Below are 20,252 nucleotides of genomic sequence, written 5' to 3' on the forward strand. Positions count from 1 at the left end.
ATGTAAATTCAACTATTTAGTTATGATTGCCCAATGCTCGGTCATACAATTCTTTATATATAGGAATTATCTTAGAATTATCAAAAAGTAAAGCTTGATCTTTCGCTTGTTTTTTGAAAAGTGAAAGCATTTTTTCATCTTTCAGCAGCCTAATGGCATTCTTTGCCATGGAAGGAACGTCACCAACAGGTGATACAAATCCTGAAAAACCGTCTTTATTAACTTCTGTAATTCCCCCGGCATTACTTGAAATAACAGGTATGCCACAGGCCATTGCTTCTAAGGCTGCCAATCCGAAACTTTCTTGTTCAGAAGGTAATAAAAATAGATCTGCAATGCTTAAAATTGAAGATACATCAACCATTTTTCCCAATGTTTTGATTCTATCCTCCAAATGATACACTTTAGTTAAATGCTCAATAGTTTCTGTCTCCGGTCCTTCTCCAACAATCAAAAGTTTCGATTTAACTTCTTTTTGTATCAGATTGAAAATCGACATTACATCATCAATGCGTTTAATTTTTCTCAAGTTAGATACATGGATAAGTAATTTTTCATCTTCAGAAGCAAAATTCTTTCGGATACACGGGCTTGATATTTTAACAGAATTATCAATAAAATTCGGAATTACTTCAATCTCTTTTTTAATAGTAAATGCCTCAAAAGTATCTTGTTTTAAACTTTGGGAAACTGAGGTTATATAATCGGATTTATTGATCGAAAATTCGACACCGGATTTATAAATGGGATGACTTCCTACCAAAGTAATATCTGTACCGTGTAAGGTAGTGATTACCGGTAAGTCAACACCCTTCTCTTTTAAAATTTGCTTGGCAAAATAGGCTGCATAAGCATGAGGTATTGCATAATGCACATGCAGTAAATCTAATCCGTAAGTTTCTGCAACATTTACAATGATTGTAGACAATGCTAAGGAAAAGGGTTGATATTCAAATAAAGGGTACTGTTTAACGCAAACTTGATGAAAATATACATTAGGCAAGGTGACATCCAGCTTTGCCGGAATGCTATAGCTTATAAAATGAGCTTCATTACCTAATGCGGCCATCTCCATTCCTAATTGGGTGGCAACTATCCCGCTCCCACCGAACGTAGGATAACAAACAATTCCAATTTTCATCTTATTGCAAAAAATTTAAAAGATCATAATAGTTTTCAGAATTTATGCCATGACCTTCATTGTATTCATGAAATTCATAATCTAAATCTAATTCTTCACATATTGATTTGAATTGACGAGACCATTGAATGGGAATAATAGGATCTTCTTTTCCATGTGAAAAGAAAAATTCTAATTGTGAAAAATCATCCCCCATGTTTACGTCTTTCAATAATTCCGGATCCGGATATCCACTTAAACAGGCTATTTTTTTAAACCTTTTTGGATGGTGTAATGCTAATGAAAAAGAGAGGATAGCTCCTTGACTAAAACCTAACAAGGTTATGGAATTAGTATCAAAAGGATATTTAGTTTGGATTTGATCCAAAAATTTCATAATAATTTTTTGCGATTCAATGGCCTGGTCGGAATTAATCATTTTGGCTCCTGAAGTAAAATCTAAATCGTACCAGGCATATCCACCCATGCTAATTTCTCGTATGGCTCGTAAACTAATCACGTAGGCATCATCGGGTAATTCTTCTGCAAAACTGAACAAATCTTGCTCATTACTTCCATATCCATGCAGTAAAAGTATTAATGAAGGCGTCTCGGTAGCTGACTTAGGTTCTCTTAATAAATAATGGACCATATTTAGAATTTTAGTAAAACAAAGATACTCTTTTTTGTATAATACATTTTAGAGAATTAAGCGATCTAACGTTATCTATACGTTTCTTATGAAATTTATGCTTCTTGGTGAGTATCTTGAAAATGATTTTTTTTAGATCAATTGTTAATAAGAAAATTAGATTAGATTATATTTTTTCAAATTATTAAAACATAATGCTTTTTAGTAAAATAGATACGGTTTAAAATTATAAATTGAAACCAATCGATTTTTTATTCAATCACTCTATTTTCTAACATAGGAACAAATTGATAATCTCCAAACTCCATAGTCTCAAATGTATTTTCATCTAATTTTAGAACGGTATACATTTTTTGCTCTTTTTCTCCTATAGGAATAACCATGACCCCTCCAACTGCTAATTGCTCCAATAACTTTTTAGGCATGGTGGGAACCCCCGCTGTCACTATAATTTTATCAAAAGGAGCAAAAGAAGGAAGACCTAAATATCCATCGCCAAAAATTTGATGTTTAGGAGTGAAATTAATTTTTTTAAGGATTCTTTTGGAGAATTCAAATAATTCTTTTTGTCTTTCAATGGTAAAGACTTGTGCTCCTAAAGCTACTAACACAGAAGTTTGATATCCGGAACCCGTTCCGATTTCTAAAACTTTTTCTCCTTTCTGAACGTGTAATAATTGAGTTTGAAAAGCTACTGTAAATGGATGGGAAATCGTTTGATTTGATAATATTGGAAAAGCTCGGTCTTCATAAGCCAGATCTTCAAATATTGAATCTATAAAGAGATGACGAGGAATTTTATTTAAGGCATTTAATACAATTTCATCATTTATTCCTTTTTGCTTAAGTAAATTAATTAGTTTATTTCTCTTTCCTTTATGTTTTAATGTATCCTGTTTCATTGTCTTGCAAGTTATTTAAAATATCAATGAGAAACAATATTTACCGGGAGGCATAAAGGCGAAAAGCAAGCGATAAAAAATATTTTTTACATGAAAATTATTGTAAGTTAAAAAGTTCCTTATTTTTATCTTATTTGTATTTTTTTTGAATTTTTTATTTTTTTAATCTTTTGGGAAGGATAAAAGTTAAATTAAGTAAAACAATAGCGATAAGGATAAGTACAATGCCTACCCATTGCAGGGAAGTTACTTTTTCGCTAAGCACAAATTTCGCCATCATAACAGAAACCGGAAGTTCCAAGGAAGCAATTATACTTCCTATTCCGATTCCCACCACCGGCATACCTTTGGTAAATAAAAAGGGAGGAAGAATAGTTCCGAAAACAGCTAATATAATACCCCATTTATAGAATATTGAAAAATGGAACGGTTCAGTTATCAGCGCATAAGCCCAAATTAATGAAACCATAAGGGTGGCTCCTACTAGCAGATAAACAGACCGCAAAGTAGAGGGCATAGATAAGGCTACTTTATTGGACGTAAACATAGAAAAAGTATAGGATAGTGCTGCTAAAATTCCAAAAATTACACCTGTTGCATTCAAATGAACGTGAGATTCATTAATAAGATTGGTTGCTAATAAAGTACCCAAAAGAATGGTTATAATGGCTACAATTTCAACAAGTGTAGGTTTCTTACGATTTACAATAAAATCCACTAATGCACCCATCCATACCGCCTGCATAAGTAAAACTATGCATATGGATACAGGGATTCCGTAATGAACAGCTAAATAATAAAAGGTGCTGGTAAGACCAAAAGATGTTCCACACAAAACTAAATATACTTTGTCTTTTAAAGTGTATTTTTTTTCTTTACTTACCTGTTTATTTTTACTAAAACCATGAAGTATGATAAGACCTAGCAAGCCGAGGACCGCTTGAGAAAAGGTAACCTCCGCAGTAGTATAGCCGTCGTTATAAGACAGACGAACAAAAGTTGCCAATACTCCATAAGAAGCTGCTGCAAACGCCACAAAAAATAGCGATTTTAAGTAGTTCACGTTCATTTATTTGTATTTATATAATTTTAAGCAGGTTCAAAGTTAAAAACTTAAATTCAGATACTTGACGAAAAATTCATTCAATTCTTGATTTTTTTTAAATTTAGATTAAACTATTATCATTTAGAAAGATAAAATTTTAAATAAATAATCATATGAATCAGTGGATTATGGGCGTATTATTTTTTGCATTTATAAATAAAAAGCACTACATTTGCAAACTTAAAAATTAAAAGAGCATAAATGCCAACTATTCAACAATTAGTAAGAAAAGGAAGAGCCACACTTACCAAGAAGAGTAAATCGGCTGCTTTAGATTCTTGTCCACAAAGACGTGGAGTATGTACTCGTGTATATACCACTACACCTAAGAAACCGAATTCAGCACTTAGAAAAGTAGCCAGAGTTCGTTTAACTAACGGTAAAGAGGTCAATGCGTACATCCCGGGAGAAGGACATAATCTGCAAGAGCACTCGATAGTATTGGTGAGAGGCGGAAGGGTAAAAGATTTACCTGGTGTTCGTTATCACATTGTCAGAGGTGCTTTAGACACAGCCGGCGTTCAAGGACGTTTACAAAGAAGAAGTAAATACGGAGCTAAACGACCTAAAGAGAAAAAATAAGTAATAACGAAATTATTCAGGTAAAATGAGAAAAACGAAAGCAAAAAAACGTCCGCTTTTACCGGATCCTAAGTTTAACGATCAGTTAGTAACTCGTTTCGTTAATAACTTAATGAAAGACGGTAAAAAAAGCATAGCTTTTAAAATTTTTTACGATGCGTTGGAAATCGTAGAAACTAAAAAAGAAAATCAGGAAAAAACATCTCTGGAAATTTGGAAAGATGCTTTAGAAAACGTAATGCCACACGTTGAAGTACGTAGCAGAAGAGTTGGGGGAGCTAACTTCCAGATTCCAATGCCTATTCGTCCGGATAGAAAAATTTCTATGGCGATGAAATGGTTAATAAAATATTCAAGAGATAGAAATGAAAAGTCCATGTCTCAAAAGTTAGCTGCTGAAATTATTGCCGCTGCTAAAGAGGAAGGTGCTGCAGTTAAAAAGAAAACCGATACGCATCGTATGGCTGAAGCTAATAAAGCATTTTCACATTTCAAATTCTAAAGAAAATATGTCTAGAGATTTAAAATATACACGTAATATAGGTATTGCTGCTCACATTGATGCAGGAAAGACAACTACAACGGAAAGAATTTTATTTTATACCGGAGTAAACCATAAAATCGGAGAAGTTCATGATGGAGCTTCAACGATGGACTGGATGGTTCAAGAAGCTGAAAGAGGAATCACTATTACTTCTGCAGCTACTACATGTAATTGGAATTTCCCATTAACTGATGACGGTAAAAAACTACCGGATACACAGTCTTACCACTTTAATATTATCGACACTCCGGGACACGTTGACTTTACTGTTGAGGTGAACCGTTCATTAAGGGTATTAGACGGATTAGTTTTCTTATTTAGTGCGGTTGACGGTGTTGAGCCTCAATCTGAAACTAACTGGAGACTTGCGGATAATTACAAAGTTCCTAGAATGGGATTTGTAAACAAAATGGACCGACAAGGTTCTGACTTTCTTAATGTGTGCCGTCAGGTTAAAGAAATGTTAGGATCTAATGCGGTTCCTATCGTATTACCTATCGGATCTGAAGAAGATTTCAAAGGGGTAGTTGACTTAGTTAAAAACCGCGCTATTGTATGGCATAATGATAACTTCGGTTCTACTTTTGATATTGTAGATATCCCTGAAGATATGAAAGAGGAGGTAATGGAATATCGCCAAAATCTAATCGAAGCAGTTGCTGAGTACGATGAAACTTTAATGGAAAAATTCTTTGAAGATCCGGATTCAATTTCGGAAGAAGAAATCCACGAAGCGCTTCGTAAAGCAACTATAGATATCAGCATTATACCTATGGTTTGCGGATCATCTTTCAAAAATAAAGGGGTTCAATTTATGTTAGATGCTGTTTGCCGTTATCTTCCTTCTCCACTGGACAAAGAAGCTATTGAAGGTACAGACCCTAAAACTGATGAACCGATCGCAAGAAAACCGGATGCAAAAGAACCGTTTGCAGCTTTAGCGTTTAAAATTGCTACCGATCCTTATGTTGGTCGTTTGGCTTTCTTTAGAGCTTATTCCGGTCATTTAGATGCCGGATCTTATGTATTAAACACTCGATCCGGTGATAAAGAAAGAATTTCCAGAATCTATCAAATGCATGCCAATAAACAAAATCCTATCGAATATATCGAAGCCGGAGATATTGGTGCAGCAGTTGGATTTAAAGATATTAAAACAGGAGATACACTTTGTGATGAAAAATCTCCGATTATTTTGGAAAGCATGGTATTCCCTGATCCGGTTATCGGTATCGCTGTAGAACCTAAAACTAAAGCGGATGTTGATAAATTGGGTATGGCTTTATCAAAATTAGCGGAAGAAGATCCAACTTTCCAAGTAAAAACAGATGAAGCTTCAGGACAAACTGTAATTTCAGGAATGGGTGAGCTTCACCTTGACATCATTGTAGACCGTTTAAGAAGAGAATTTAAAGTTGAAGTAAACCAAGGACAACCTCAGGTTGAGTATAAAGAAGCTTTAATGGGATCTGCTGATCACAGAGAAGTTTACAAAAAACAAACCGGTGGTCGTGGTAAATTTGCTGATATTGTATTCCAAATCGGACCTGCTGATGAAGGAAAAACCGGATTAGAATTCGTAAACGAAATCAAAGGTGGTAACATTCCTAGAGAATTTATCCCATCTGTTGAAAAAGGTTTCAAAGAAGCTATGAAAAATGGTCCTTTAGCAGGATATGAGATTGACGGTATGAAGATCACATTGAAAGACGGATCTTATCATGCGGTTGACTCTGACCAGTTATCTTTCGAATTGGCAGCTAAACTTGGATTCAAAGAAGCAGCTAAGAAAGCAAAACCGGTTATTATGGAACCTATTATGAAATTGGAAGTTTTAACTCCGGAAGAATATATGGGGGACATTGTAGGAGACTTAAATCGTCGTAGAGCAACAGTAAGCGGAATGGATGACAGAAATAATGCCAAAGTTATTAAAGCATTTGTTCCATTATCTGAAATGTTCGGATACGTAACTTCCTTAAGAACTTTATCTTCAGGACGTGCTACTTCAACTATGGAATTTGACCACTATGAAGCAGCTCCTCAGAATATAGCTGATGAAGTAATTGCTAAAGCTAAGGGTACAAACGTTTAATTTTTAAAACAATGAGTCAAAAAATAAGAATAAAACTTAAATCTTACGATTATAATTTAGTTGATAAATCAGCTGAAAAAATCGTAAAAACCGTGAAAGCAACCGGTGCTGTAGTTAATGGTCCTATTCCATTACCTACTCATAAAAGAATTTTTACCGTATTGCGTTCTCCACACGTTAACAAAAAATCTCGTGAACAATTCCAATTAAACTCTCATAAAAGATTAATGGATATCTACAGTTCTTCTTCTAAAACTGTTGATGCATTAATGAAATTAGAGCTTCCTAGCGGTGTTGAAGTAGAGATTAAAGTATAAGTTTTTAAACGAAACTTTAGATATAAAAAACCTTCTGAATTATAATTCAGAAGGTTTTTTTATTTTATATAGTATTACAAAAACGCACATTACCACTTAAATATAATATATATTTATACAGTATTCGGAATATATTTTAAATATTTACTTTATTATTATATAAATTTTGGCACGAAATTAGTGTTTAATAAAAGCATAAATAAATCTATTATGAAAAATAATTTGGCTTATTTTTTTAAAAGTATATTGTTCTCAACTGAAAAAAGTAGTATTAGTCATTCTAACTTATTGCCAATTGTAACTTTCAGCACATTTATAATTCCATTTTCAATAGTAAAATTCACTAGCTTAGTATATCTATCTAACTTTCTAAAATATTTTTTAAAAGAATTCGGATTTATATTTTTTAGAAATCCAAATATATATTTTTCAAGATCACAATCAGTAATTTACTGCGATTGTTGCTATAAAAATTAATTAAAATATTATTGAATATTTTGAATGGTTTAGAATTTTAATTATGAATGAATTATAAGATAAAAAAGAATAGAATCAGAAAATTTAAAGACTAATTATAAGTATATGTATAAATTCACCAATTAAATTTGTAAACTCATTTAATTTAAATTCAATAACATGTTAAATTCTATTTAGTGATGCAGGCTTTTTTAAGCCTGCTTATTTTATATTTTTATTTTTATATTCTTCAAATTTTAAATATAATTTTTCTTCTTTAACTCGAGGCATTCTTCGATGAGGCTCTGTCACATCCGTTGGTAAAGAAATAAAATCTTTAATGGTATCGACCTTTTCAATAGAATCAACCAACAGCTGCATTTCTAAATTCCAAAGTTTAAAGCATATAGTATGAAACGTATCTTCTGTAGCTATTTCTATTTTTTCTTGAATAATTAAAAGCCCTGCATCTGCCTCTTTGTTTACATAATGAACCGTAACTCCTATCGGTAAATCTTCATATACCGCCCATTTCAGAGCATCTAAACCCCGAACAAAGGGAAGGTATCCCGGATGAGAATTTATAATTTTATGGTTGGAAACTAATTGTTCGGGCAATAAACCTGCTCCCGCTATTAAGATAGAATGATAGGAATTTTCTGCAAAACAGTCATCCAACTCTCCTATTTCTTTTTTTATATAAGTATAGTCTAAATTTTTAGCTAACTGTTCATTTTCCAGGGTAAGAAGTAATTCGGTGGGACGATGTGTAATAAGTGCTTGTATAGGTTTTCTGGGAACAAATGGTATTGCATATACATCAACTTTATGATATCCTTTCCCTTTTAATCGCAACAATACTTCTTGTGTTTTTCTTGTGGGATGGTCATAACAAATAACAGCTATTTTTTTATTCATAATAAATATTTTAAAAATTAACTATTTCTAGTGAGATTTACTTAAGTGTGTTATTTTAAAGCATTATATTAATAATAAGATAATGAACGGGAAAAGGACGTTCTATTGTTTAAAACTTTAAAAATAACACTTAAATTTAAAATTAATTTTTGGATGAATCTTGTAAAAAATCTACTACCACATATTCAGAATTGGTTCCTATTCTGAATCTTCCTCCCCAAATTCCGATTCCGGAACTTACATAAATATGAGTATTTCCTTTTTTTAAATAACCATGAGATTTTTCGAATATGGATTTAGTAATTAAAGAAATCGGCCAAACTTGTCCTTGATGGGTATGTCCTGAAAATTGTATGTCTACTTGATTAAGCTCGGATTCTTCCAGATGATAGGGCTGGTGATCTAGAACGATTATAGGTTTAGAGGAATCAATATCTTTAATTAATTCATTAAGAGGCTTTCTAGAGCTATTGGTACGATCATCTCTTCCCACAATATAAAAACTATTTTCAATTAAAATTGAAGAGTCTCTAAGTAAATGAATACCGGCATTTTTAATAAAATCTATACTTTCAGTAATTCCACTTATATATTCATGATTTCCTAAACAACTGTAAATACCTAAACGGGATTTTATTTTTTTAAAATGCTTTTCCAATAAAAAATGCTGTAAAGGCTTAACATTAGTGTCAATGATATCTCCTACTATAAGAACTAAGTCAGGTTGTTCCTTATTAATTTTATTAATCCAGCTTTTCAGTTCATTTCCCTTAATGGCATAACCCAAATGAAGGTCGCTGATCATTACAATTTTTAAAGGTTTAATTAACTTTTTATTAGTTGATAATTTTAAATAAATTCTCCTTTTATTAAAATAATTTCTATATCCATAGAAACCTATACAAACCACTAAGCATAAAATCAAGATAATACCATAATTGTTATTAAAGAAATTTTCAGGTATAAATTCACCAAACTTATTTAATAAAAGCAATCCATCATAAACAAGAAAAAGTAAAAAGGAGTATAAAAGAACAACCGGCCAACTAGTAGAAATTTTATATAAAATCGTTGCGGATGTTAAAGATAATTTTTTTGAGAAAAGTAAAAATAATATAAAAGAAGAGGGAAGAAAAAATACCAGTAAGAAAAAAATGCTTTTTAGTATAATTGATTGTTCAGATAATAAGGAATATATATGATAAAAAGTATAAAAGTTAGCTAAAAAGTATAAAAATATGGTAAACGAAAATAAAAAAATTTTTTTCATAGAATCTTTTTTATCTAATTTTTATAAAGATAGCTAACTTTCATTTCAATCAAATTTAATTTTTAAGGATCAAACCTATTTTACTATACTTAATAAAGCAGATAAAATGATTTTAATTGATTAAAAAAATTATATAAATCTGAATAAATTAGACGTTTTGTTTAGTCTAATTATTTAAATATCGATTTATACTATAATTTTTACTCACCTGGATAATCATTATCTTAGTCAGATACCTGCTTTATTTCTTCTATAAACCTATCTGCCAATTGATCGGCTTCTTGTTGTGTAGGAGCTTCAGTATATATACGGATGATAGGTTCTGTATTTGATTTTCTTAAGTGTACCCAATTATCGGAAAAATCGATTTTCAACCCATCATAAGTTTTTATATCTTCATTTTTATATTTTTCGGTTAATTTTTGTAAAATAACATCTGTATTAATTTCCGGACTTAAATCAATTTTTTTCTTTCCCATAAAATAGGAAGGATACGTATTTCTAAGTTGTTTTATTGTAATCTTTCTTTCAGCAAGATAGGATAGAAAAAGGGCTATTCCAACTAATGAATCACGACCATAGTGTAATTCAGGATATATAATACCTCCATTACCTTCGCCTCCGATACGCGCGTTGATATCCTTCATCTTTGTTACTACATTTACTTCTCCAACTGCCGAAGCATGATATTCTTGATTGTATTTTTCTGAAATATCTCGTAATGCCCGTGAAGATGATAAATTAGAAACCGTAGCTGAAGGAGTTTTACTTAAAACGTAATCTGCAACAGCAACTAATGTATATTCTTCTCCAAACATGGTTCCGTCTTCGCATATAAATGCTAAGCGATCTACATCCGGATCCACAACTATTCCTAAATCCGCTTGTTCTTTAGGAACTCTTTTCATTATTTCGCCTAAATTGACTTCCAACGGTTCGGGATTATGTGGAAAATGGCCGTTGGGTGTACAATACATTTCGATTACTTCAACTCCTAATTTTTCTAATAAGGGAAGAACCGATATACCTCCTGTAGAATTTACGGCATCAACCACCACTTTAAAGCCTGCTTTTTTAATTAAGTCAACGTTCACTAAAGGCAGTTCCAATATTTTGTTTATATGATGCTCTATTGCTTTTTCTTCTTTTTTATACGATCCTAAATAATCTACTTCAACAAAATCAAAATCTTCAGCATCAGCTATGTTTAATAATTCTTTACCTTCTTTATCGGATATAAATTCACCTTTAGCATTCAGTAGTTTTAACGCATTCCATTGTTTAGGATTATGACTTGCCGTTAAAATAATTCCTCCGTCTGCTTGTAAATATGGAACCATAATTTCCACCGTTGGAGTTGTCGAAAGTCCTAAATCAACAACATCTATTCCTACTCCCTGTAAAGTGGATGAAACTAACTCGGAGATCATTTGACCGGAAATCCGCGCATCTCTCCCAAGTACTACTTTAATTTTTTCTTTATTTAATTTTCTTTTTAACCAAGTTCCATAAGCTGAAGCAAATTTTACGGTATCAATCGGGGTAAGATTTTCTCCTATTTTACCCCCTATTGTCCCTCGTATTCCTGATATACTTTTAATTAACGGCATAGATATTTTCTTTTATTCTTATAATTATTTTGAATATTCTTCAATTTTACTTAAAATGAACTCTTTGGAAAGATTTCCTAAAAATCCTTCTTTTTTATTTCCTTTTTGTATAACTGTTACCGGTATACCCCCTTCTAGATCAGGACTAATCGTACCAATATGGTCTCTCATTTCTTGAGAGGATATATTGTATACGTTTTTCATTTTATTTTTTTGCACAAATGATTGTAATGTACTTTGGGTATCTATTTGATCGATGCTTACAAAGATAAATTTTACTTTTTCATGGGTGTATTTCTCTTGAAGAGCCACAAAATCAGGTATTTCTTTAACACATGGAGGACACCACGTTGCCCAGTAATTGGTAATATATATAGTATCACTCTTCGTATTTAATAAACTTTGAATTTTTGAAAAATCAGACTTGATTATTTTAGTTTCTTGATTACTTACTTCAATTTCGGAATGATCTACAGTAGTTTCATGAGTTTGTTTTGAACTCTGCTCTTTACCAGTATTTTTTTCTTTACAGGAAACTAGTAAGGCAAGGCTGAATAGTACTACATATATTTTTTTCATTTAACTATTTTATTTACAAAAGTAATCATTTAAAAGTTCAAATTTTTATTTTATAAAATCAATCATATAGTTTATGTAAAAAAAAACATATTTTTTTAAAGTGTTTTTACACGTAATGTTTATAAATTATATCGCAGAATACTACTCTTTATTTTTATAAATAAAAGAGACCGTAATTGCTATTTTTTTTATATTTGATAAAATTAAATGTTTATGAAAAAAAATTTTTATGTTATAGCAATCCTTACTTGTGGATTGATTTCATGTGATAAATATTCAAGCGGTAATAAAAATATTATTCCTGCCGATATCGAACAAAATGTAAATTCACAATCACAATCAAATGATACCTTAAAAAAATCTTCTATTGTTATAGATACTTTAAAAAGTGAATCTACAAAAGATTCCCTAACGAAAAAAAATCTTACCCAAGATTCATTACATCCTATGAAAACTGTTATAAAAAAAAGGTAATTAATTATTTGATTTATTGAATAATTTTTTACTAACAATTAAAACTTTTAAGATGTTATATAATAAATATATTAGTTTAATTTTATCCGTTCAACTAATTTTGTTTTCTTGCGGAGATAATAAGAGTAATAAATCTACCTCGACTTCTGACGTAAAAAGCACTGAAACTACAACACAACAAATTAAACCTCAAGGAAAAGAATCCGGTTTCAAAAAGGAATTAGTATGGACGGCTTATAAAACTCCCAAAAAAGTACCTGTAAGTGGTAGTTTTAAAAATATTTCTTTAATCAACACGAAAGAAGATAAACCGTTGGATGAATCATTGGAAGGAGCAAAATTTTATATTGATGGAACAACGGTTTCTACCGGTGACACTTCAAGAGATGGAAACTTAACTTTATTTTTTTTTAAAAGATTATCCTCTCCTGAAATTTATGGATCATTTGGGAAATTTGAAAACAATAAGGTGAAGATCTCCTTAACTTTAAATGGAAAAACAATAACCAAAGAATTTTCATATAAACTGGACAAAAAAACGATGATGATTCAAGGTTCAATCGACGTATTAAAAGATTTTAATTCTGAAAAAGCATATACCAGCTTGCATAGAGCTTGTTTTGATCTGCATGAAGGTAAAACTTGGACAGAAGTTAATTTAATGGTTTTTATTTCTAAATAATACTTGTTATCTACAATTAAATTTGTTTGCGACAAGTTAAACCTAAAATAGTATCAATCACAATTAAACAATCAATACGTAATTAATTTAGATACATTAGATGATTGATTTAGTACCTATTAATCGATAAAGAATATTATTTAAAAAAAATCAGTGTTTATTTCATTTATTATTTTATTGAAATTCATAGATTTAATAGTATTAAATAAGATTAATTACTTTAAAAATCGTTATTTGTAGCAAAAAATATGAATTTTTCAATCAAAAAAGTTTGTGAAATTGAAAAATGAGTTTATCTTTGCACCACTGAAATTATTAAAAATAAGTCTTCAGAAAAGATCCGGTAGTTCAGTTGGTTAGAATACCTGCCTGTCACGCAGGTGGTCGCGGGTTCGAGTCCCGTCCGGATCGCTAAGAAACATAAATTTCTTTATTTTTTTATTGCACACTATGCAATCTACCCTGATCCGGTAGTTCAGTTGGTTAGAATACCTGCCTGTCACGCAGGTGGTCGCGGGTTCGAGTCCCGTCCGGATCGCTAAAATTTATACTTAATTTTCATATTAATTCCTATTAATCTCCTTTTTTATTTATTAGTATTTTATATATGAAGACTCTTAATATAGATCTCTAAAGATCTTATTTTGTTTAGAATTTAATTATTATAAGAGTTGTTTGCATGAATATCTACCCTATTATACTAATTACTATAGCAAAGCATTAATTCAATTTTTTTTCTTTTAACCACTTTTGAATATGATCCGCAATTTCAATATTATTAAGATCTGACATAATAAAATGCGTATTTCCATTTATTCCAATGTCCGGCAAATGAATAATAGTGACATCTCCACCGTTTTCATTAACTAATTTCGCCCATTCTTTAGCAGAAATCAGTACTTCTCTCCAAAAATTTTGCGAATAAGCAGTAGTTTTTTCTTTGGGAATAAAATCTCCATAAATAATATGAATATAGACATACGGGTTAATTTCATAAATTGATTCATGGGTATACTTCCCCCCTATTTCTTTCGAAAAACTAAATGCAACCTTTTTTTAGAATAGCAACAAAATTTTCAATTTGTTAATTTATATAAAAAAAAACCGGAATGAGATTTATTTAGCAAATCTAAGAATGAAATTTATTTCAGGATAAATTATTTTAAAAATATTTTATCTCTAATCCGAATATTATACTAATTAATTGAAAAACTTTATAAATAATTTGCCTGAAGATTAATAGGATTTCTATTTTATATATAAGTGTATAAAATAAAGTTTACCATAAAATAAAACGACTTTACTTCCGGTCGGTAAGTAAAGTCGTTTTGTATGGTAAGTAATTTAATTTTTAGTTTTCAAGAGGAAGGAATCCATAATTTTTAGAGTAGAATAACATTTCAACTGCAAATGATTCCGGATAAGTAACTTCAATATCAGTTATTTCTCCTTGTTCATTAGTTTTAGGAACTAAAATAGGATTGATGAAACCTTTATAAGCTGCGGTATTAAATTTAGAGTTTCTTTTTAATACTTCTGCATGTAATTCTTTATCCACTTTTACTCCATACGTTTCCACTAAATTTTTTGCAGCATTATAATCTCCTTCAGATTTAATTCTTTGAGTTTCTTTCAGTAATTCTCCAAATAAATTGTGAAGCTTTTCGTAATCATTAATTTTAAAATAGGTTTTACCATCTTTAACCACTTTTTCAATTACATTATCTTTTTTACCTTTTTCATACGCCCACGCACTAACCCATTGACGATTTCTCATATGTGCTTCTTCTATATCTCTTCCCGGTTCAATTCTAACTAATTGAGTCATTAATCCGTTTCGTATATAATCATTATAGGCTGTCATTCCTACTTTTTTCCAGTCATCTACTAATCCAAGCTTTTGTAATTCCGGATCATATAAATAATACAATCCTACTAAATCTGCTCTTCCCTCTTCCATAGTAGATGCATAACTTTTTAAAGTTTCTTTAGGGGTTCCGACTCCTTGATTAATTTGTCCAGAAGCATGACCCACAACTTCATGTAAAGCTGTATGCAGTTTATCTGCTAATTCTCCGTATTTTTCTGATAATTCTATTTCTTCTTGACTATATGCAAATTCTTTTAATTTTTCACTTCCTCCGGCTAAATTATAAGCGTCTATAATATTACCTAAAGAAACCGACTTTGAGCCATATTCCGCACGGATCCAATCGGCATTAGGTAAATTTACTCCAATCGGAGTACTGGGTGAAGAATCTCCCGCTTCCGATGCTACATTAACTGTTTTATACGATATCCCTACTACATTTTTCTTTTTATGTTCCGTCATTAAAGGAGAATGATCTTCAAACCATTGTGCATTTTTGGATATAACTTCCATTTTTGCCGACATGTCAAAATCTTTGATTTGAACAATATTCTCATAGGATCCTTTGTGACCAAGCGGATCATTATACACCTCTACAAATCCGTTTATATAATCTATATTTCCTTTAGTTGCTTTAAGCCATGCTATGTTATAATCATCCCAAGTTTTTAAATCTCCTGTTTTGTAATATTCAATTAAAAGTTTTAAAGCATCTCCCTGTTCTTTATTTTCAGCTACGGTAACAGCCTTATCCAACCAATAGATTATTTGATCAATAGCTGAACCGTACATTCCCCCGCTTTTCCAAATCTTTTCTTCTAAAGTACCTTTACTGTCTTTAACTAATTGGGAGTTTAAACCAAAAGATAAGGGACGAGAAGCATCCGGACTTTTTTTAGCTGAATAATATTTCTCCACTTCCTTTTCGGTAATTCCTTCTCCATAAAAATTTACTGCAGATCCTGAAATTAACCCTTTGGATTCATCTAGATTTACTTTTTTAGAATCTTTTTCATTGAATAAAATGGAAACGATCTGAGAATCCAATGAAGTTTGAGTTTCTTTCATTAGCTCCTCAAAATATGCTTGGGTAAATTCAGGCATAATTTTATCATTAGAATAATGATGATGAATCCCATTTGAAAACCAAACCCTTTTTAAATATACTTCAAAATTGTTCCAATCTTTTGAGGTTTTATCTCCTTTATAATTTTGATAGATGGATTCTAATGCTTTTCTTATTTTCAAATTATATTTATAGTTTTGGTCCCAAAGGATATCTCTACCTGCTAATCCGGCTTGAGAAAGATAATAGACCAATTTTTTTTCATTTAAAGACAACTTATCCCATTCAGGTATTCGATATCTTAAAACTTCAATATCGGCAAAACGATCGACTTTATAATTAAAATCTTCTTCACTAATTTTTTCGGTTTGCTCTGAATGTTTCGATTCACAAGACCCCAAAATTATTGAGGCAGCAAGAATACCCGCAACAATATTAATTTTCATCTTTATAATGTTTATATGTTAATTATGTTAACAAAGATAAAAAACTATATGATAAGGAGAGTATAGTTCTCAAAATTATTATAAAATGAATGGGATAAGTTTGTAATTAAAAAATAATACTCAATACGTTATATAGAAACCTTTAAAGAATATTACTTTTTAATAAAACTGATATAAGCACCTTCTATAAAACTATTTACCACTACAATTGATATTTATAACTAAATTTTATAAAAGAGCAAAAACCGGTATACTCTTCTAAATTTAAGACGAAAGCTATTTTAAAAATGAAAGTTATTATCTCAATCAAGAAAAATATATTACAAACGAGTATTCATAAACTAAATTTAATTTTAAACGTTTAGAACTTATATTATATGGAAGCGAATAAGGATACTATTACTATATTTTTTTAAAAAACGGGTTTAACAATATGAAGACTTTATTTATAATTAATCTTCTATTTTTGCAGTTATTAATGTGGCATGAAAATTACATTATTATCGATTGGCAAAACCAATTCTAAAGAATTAGTAATTCTAATGGAAAATTTAGAAAAACGCTTACCCGCTTTCATTAAATTTGAACGCAAAGAATTACCGGATGTAAAAAATTCCAAAAATCTTTCAGAAAATGAATTAAAAAATGCGGAAGCAGAGTCCATTCTTTCTTTTTTAGTTTCGGGAGATACACTCATAATTTTAGATGAAAAAGGCAAAGAGTTTACTTCAACTGAATTTTCATCATTTCTGGAAAAGCAAATGAATAATTCTGTTAAACATTTAGTTTTTTGTATCGGAGGAGCTTATGGATTTTCTGATAAAATTTATAATCTAAATCCTCAAAAACTAGCTTTATCCAAAATGACGTTTACGCATCAGATGGTGCGTTTGTTTTTCGTTGAGCAATTATATCGCGGCTTCAGTATTTTACAAGGAAAACCTTATCACAATGAATAATTATCTTAAATTAAAATGGTATGACATAGTTTTAGCTCTTATCTTATTTTTTTTGGGAGCTTTGGTACTAAGTCCTCTATTTTCAATTCTAGCTAAAAAACTACATACCAATCCCTACGTTTTTACCCCGATTCTAACCATTGGAAATTATCTAATTGTTTATTTAGTCTATTATTTGGTGGGATTGAAACCCAGAAAAGAACGTTTTATAATCAGTTACTCACTTAAGAATAGTAAACTCTTCCCTATTGCCCTTTTGTTATTTTTTGGACAATATTTAGTTTCAGAATTTTTAACCGGATTAATACCTACTCAAGGCGAAATATTCGAAAAAATGTATAAAACCATGTCGTATGCCTTATTGGGTAATGCCGGTAATTATCCTATAATTACCTTTATATCGGTATGTATCGTTGCTCCAATTTTTGAAGAATTATTTTTTAGGGGATTTATTTTAAAGGGAATGCTCAATAATCAAATTAAACCACAAAAAGCTATATTAATATCAGCCTTAATTTTTGGAGGAATCCATATATTTCCTTGGCAAGCAGTTGGTGGAATTTTAGCCGGAATTGTCTTGGGAATTACATTCTATAAAACAGGATCCCTACTTACCTGCACACTACTTCATTGCATTAATAATACGATAGGTTTTATATTTTTTATGCGATATAAATCATTGGAATCACCCGAATTAGGTTTTAGTAATTTTACTCTGTTCATTGTTGGTATTATTATAATAGCTATATTTGGATGCATTTATATGAAATTAACAAAAAATCAATCATGGAAATCCTATTAGCTACACAAAACGAACATAAAAAAGCTGAAATAATTGAAATTTTACCCGAAAATTTTCAACTTAAAACCTTTGCTGATTATAATTTTGAAGGCGAAATTGAAGAAACAGGGACCACTTTCCGTGAAAATGCTTTTATTAAAGCTAAATTCGGATATGATTTAACTCATATACCCTGTTTTGCTGATGACAGCGGATTAGTAGTTGAAGCATTAAATGGAGAACCCGGAATCTATTCTGCGCGTTATGCAGGCACCGGATCTTTTGATGATAATATTTCTAAAGTGCTAAAAAGTATGCAAAATAGTACCAATAGAAAAGCATATTTTATAAGCGTAATCTGTTGGGTAAATAATGAGGAAGTTAAATATTTTGAAGGTAAAATTTTTGGTACTATTACTACTGAAATCAAGGGTGATGGTGGGTTCGGATATGATCCGATCTTCATTCCTGACGGATATTTGAAAAGTTTCGCAGAATTTTCACCTAAAGAAAAGAATATGATAAGTCACAGAGCTATTGCTTTACGAAGATTTACTAATTTTTTAAAGTTATATTAGTTAACTTCATACTGTAAATGATCCGTTATATTTTTTACTTTAATTTAAGCAATTACTGAATTTCATTTTCTTAGCATACGTTGATATTTCAATTAATGGAAAGATGCACAAGTCTTATGAAAAAATATTTCAATTATAATTTGATTTAAAAAAGTAGGATCATGAAAAAATATTTTCTGAAAATATGTCTTACGGTATCTATAATTACCTCGGCTCAGAATTTAGAGATCGTTCCATTAGGAGTATACGGAGGAAGTAATGAGAGTAATCTTTCTTCTTATCTAATTGCTGAAGAAAAAACATTCAATTATTTAGCTTTGGATGCCGGAACTATTTATAGTGGTATTAATAAGGCAATTGAAAAAGGAACCTTTACCAATACTACAATTGAAAATGTATTAAAAGATAGCATCAAAGGATATTTTATATCTCATGGCCATTTAGACCATTTATCAGGAATGTTGATTAACTCTCCCGAAGATTCCTCCAAGCCAATTTATGCAAGTAAGGAAACCATTGAAGTTTTAAAAAATAAATATTTTACCAATGCTGCTTGGATCAATTTTGCCAATGAAGGCGAAAGTCCAATTCTTAATAAATATCAATATATATACACAGAAATAGGAAATGCATTCCCTATTCTTAATACCCGTTTAACGGGTACAGTTTATGAATTAAGTCATGTAAAACCACTTAAAAGTTCCGCCATTTTAGTGGAAAATAATACCCAAGCAGTTTTATATTTTGGCGATACCGGAGCAGACAGAATTGAAAAATCCGATAAACTCAAAAAAATTTGGAACCTTATAGCTCCTAAAATTAAATCAGGAAAATTAAAAACCTTTCTTATTGAAGTTTCTTTTCCTAATTCTCAACCTGAAGAATTATTGTTTGGTCATTTAACGCCCAACTTACTAAATGAAGAAATGAAAAAATTAGCTCAATTAGTAGGAAAAAAAAATATGAAAAAGTTAACAATTATTGTTACCCATATCAAACCTAAAGGAAATCATGAACAAATAATTAAGGAACAATTAGTTAAACATAACCCATATTCTATCAATTATATATTTCCTACACAAGGAGAGCGTATCATTTTGAAATAGGTGATGAAAAAAAGAATCTATTTCTGAAAAATATTTTTACAGTTTATTATTTCAAACATTTCACATTCTCAATCTAAACTTATTTTTGTGTTTTACCATCAAAAAGTTTATAAAATAAATTAAAACCAATAAATAAATTT

19 protein-coding genes and 2 tRNA genes are annotated in these 20,252 nt (G+C 30.5%); 12 read left to right on the forward strand and 9 right to left on the reverse strand.

Translation table 11 applies throughout. From position 1 onward, the window contains the following. Positions 1-16 precede the first annotated feature (16 nt). The 4 genes from bshA to GFV01_RS05715 form a co-directional block, all read right to left on the reverse strand. On the reverse strand, positions 17-1,141 hold the full coding sequence (gene bshA / locus GFV01_RS05700; RefSeq protein ID WP_160565499.1) for an N-acetyl-alpha-D-glucosaminyl L-malate synthase BshA: 1,125 nt from the start codon (positions 1,139-1,141) through the stop codon (positions 17-19). A gap of 1 nt (position 1,142) precedes the next feature. Beyond that, positions 1,143-1,772: an alpha/beta hydrolase gene (locus GFV01_RS05705; protein ID WP_160565501.1), complete on the reverse strand. Its 630-nt coding sequence runs from the start codon at positions 1,770-1,772 to the stop codon at positions 1,143-1,145. 251 nt (positions 1,773-2,023) lie between these two features. Then, positions 2,024-2,674: a protein-L-isoaspartate(D-aspartate) O-methyltransferase gene (locus tag GFV01_RS05710; protein ID WP_105297009.1), complete on the reverse strand. Its 651-nt coding sequence runs from the start codon at positions 2,672-2,674 to the stop codon at positions 2,024-2,026. A gap of 154 nt (positions 2,675-2,828) precedes the next feature. Next, entirely contained in the window at positions 2,829-3,743 is a 915-nt protein-coding gene (locus tag GFV01_RS05715; protein ID WP_160565503.1) for a DMT family transporter, read from the reverse strand. A gap of 237 nt (positions 3,744-3,980) precedes the next feature. Here GFV01_RS05715 and rpsL point away from each other — a divergent pair, with 237 nt between their 5' ends. Genes rpsL through rpsJ form a run of 4 tightly spaced genes read left to right on the forward strand, consistent with a single transcriptional unit; the run spans position 3,981 to position 7,317 of the window. Next, complete coding sequence (gene rpsL / locus GFV01_RS05720) at positions 3,981-4,361, forward strand: 30S ribosomal protein S12 (RefSeq protein ID WP_055425682.1); 381 nt, start codon at positions 3,981-3,983, stop codon at positions 4,359-4,361. A gap of 25 nt (positions 4,362-4,386) precedes the next feature. Continuing rightward, the gene (rpsG, locus tag GFV01_RS05725) at positions 4,387-4,863 is read left to right on the forward strand and encodes a 30S ribosomal protein S7 (RefSeq protein WP_055425681.1); all 477 of its coding nucleotides are present in this window, start codon (positions 4,387-4,389) and stop codon (positions 4,861-4,863) included. 7 nt (positions 4,864-4,870) lie between these two features. Continuing rightward, entirely contained in the window at positions 4,871-7,000 is a 2,130-nt protein-coding gene (gene fusA, locus GFV01_RS05730) for an elongation factor G (RefSeq protein WP_105297011.1), read from the forward strand. Positions 7,001-7,011: 11 nt separating this feature from the next. Continuing rightward, on the forward strand, positions 7,012-7,317 hold the full coding sequence (gene rpsJ / locus GFV01_RS05735) for a 30S ribosomal protein S10 (protein WP_055425679.1): 306 nt from the start codon (positions 7,012-7,014) through the stop codon (positions 7,315-7,317). Between the two features lie 678 nt (positions 7,318-7,995). On the opposite strand, the gene GFV01_RS05740 is transcribed toward rpsJ, so the two are convergent. The 4 genes from GFV01_RS05740 to GFV01_RS05755 all read right to left on the reverse strand — a co-directional run bounded on the left by GFV01_RS05740 (position 7,996) and on the right by GFV01_RS05755 (position 12,150). Next, a complete protein-coding gene (locus tag GFV01_RS05740; RefSeq protein ID WP_160565505.1) occupies positions 7,996-8,691 on the reverse strand; it encodes a formyltransferase family protein in 696 nt (231 codons plus the stop codon). 142 nt (positions 8,692-8,833) lie between these two features. Continuing rightward, on the reverse strand, positions 8,834-9,961 hold the full coding sequence (locus GFV01_RS05745) for a metallophosphoesterase (protein WP_160565507.1): 1,128 nt from the start codon (positions 9,959-9,961) through the stop codon (positions 8,834-8,836). Between the two features lie 224 nt (positions 9,962-10,185). Beyond that, a complete protein-coding gene (gene glmM, locus GFV01_RS05750) occupies positions 10,186-11,571 on the reverse strand; it encodes a phosphoglucosamine mutase (protein ID WP_160565508.1) in 1,386 nt (461 codons plus the stop codon). Between the two features lie 24 nt (positions 11,572-11,595). Continuing rightward, positions 11,596-12,150 carry a TlpA disulfide reductase family protein gene (locus GFV01_RS05755; protein ID WP_160565510.1) on the reverse strand — a complete coding sequence of 185 codons (555 nt, stop codon included), beginning with the start codon at positions 12,148-12,150 and terminating at the stop codon, positions 11,596-11,598. Positions 12,151-12,363: 213 nt separating this feature from the next. Here GFV01_RS05755 and GFV01_RS05760 point away from each other — a divergent pair, with 213 nt between their 5' ends. The 4 genes from GFV01_RS05760 to GFV01_RS05775 all read left to right on the forward strand — a co-directional run bounded on the left by GFV01_RS05760 (position 12,364) and on the right by GFV01_RS05775 (position 13,844). Then, positions 12,364-12,624, forward strand: coding sequence for a hypothetical protein (locus GFV01_RS05760; RefSeq protein ID WP_160565511.1), 261 nt, complete (start codon positions 12,364-12,366; stop codon positions 12,622-12,624). Between the two features lie 52 nt (positions 12,625-12,676). Continuing rightward, positions 12,677-13,306, forward strand: a complete 630-nt coding sequence (locus GFV01_RS05765) for a YceI family protein (RefSeq protein WP_160565513.1) — start codon at positions 12,677-12,679, stop codon at positions 13,304-13,306. 337 nt (positions 13,307-13,643) lie between these two features. Beyond that, positions 13,644-13,717: transfer RNA gene (locus GFV01_RS05770), tRNA-Asp, on the forward strand. Between the two features lie 53 nt (positions 13,718-13,770). After that, positions 13,771-13,844 (forward strand) — tRNA-Asp (locus GFV01_RS05775). Between the two features lie 813 nt (positions 13,845-14,657). Here the strand turns inward: GFV01_RS05775 and GFV01_RS05780 are convergent. Continuing rightward, positions 14,658-16,688 carry a dihydrofolate reductase gene (locus GFV01_RS05780; RefSeq protein ID WP_160556350.1) on the reverse strand — a complete coding sequence of 677 codons (2,031 nt, stop codon included), beginning with the start codon at positions 16,686-16,688 and terminating at the stop codon, positions 14,658-14,660. Between the two features lie 485 nt (positions 16,689-17,173). Between GFV01_RS05780 and rlmH the strand changes: the two genes are divergently transcribed. The 4 genes from rlmH (at position 17,174) to GFV01_RS05800 (ending at position 20,112) form a co-directional block, all read left to right on the forward strand. Beyond that, entirely contained in the window at positions 17,174-17,647 is a 474-nt protein-coding gene (gene rlmH, locus GFV01_RS05785) for a 23S rRNA (pseudouridine(1915)-N(3))-methyltransferase RlmH (RefSeq protein ID WP_160565515.1), read from the forward strand. Then, a complete protein-coding gene (locus tag GFV01_RS05790) occupies positions 17,640-18,449 on the forward strand; it encodes a CPBP family intramembrane glutamic endopeptidase (protein WP_160565517.1) in 810 nt (269 codons plus the stop codon). Before rlmH ends, GFV01_RS05790 begins: the two co-directional genes overlap by 8 nt. Next, a complete protein-coding gene (gene rdgB, locus GFV01_RS05795) occupies positions 18,434-19,006 on the forward strand; it encodes an RdgB/HAM1 family non-canonical purine NTP pyrophosphatase (RefSeq protein ID WP_105297087.1) in 573 nt (190 codons plus the stop codon). Before GFV01_RS05790 ends, rdgB begins: the two co-directional genes overlap by 16 nt. Positions 19,007-19,167: 161 nt before the next feature. Further along, a complete protein-coding gene (locus GFV01_RS05800; RefSeq protein ID WP_160565519.1) occupies positions 19,168-20,112 on the forward strand; it encodes an MBL fold metallo-hydrolase in 945 nt (314 codons plus the stop codon). The last annotated feature ends 140 nt before the right edge of the window (positions 20,113-20,252 follow it).

Source organism: Apibacter sp. B2912 (genome assembly GCF_009827835.1).
In the GTDB taxonomy this organism is placed as follows: domain Bacteria; phylum Bacteroidota; class Bacteroidia; order Flavobacteriales; family Weeksellaceae; genus Apibacter.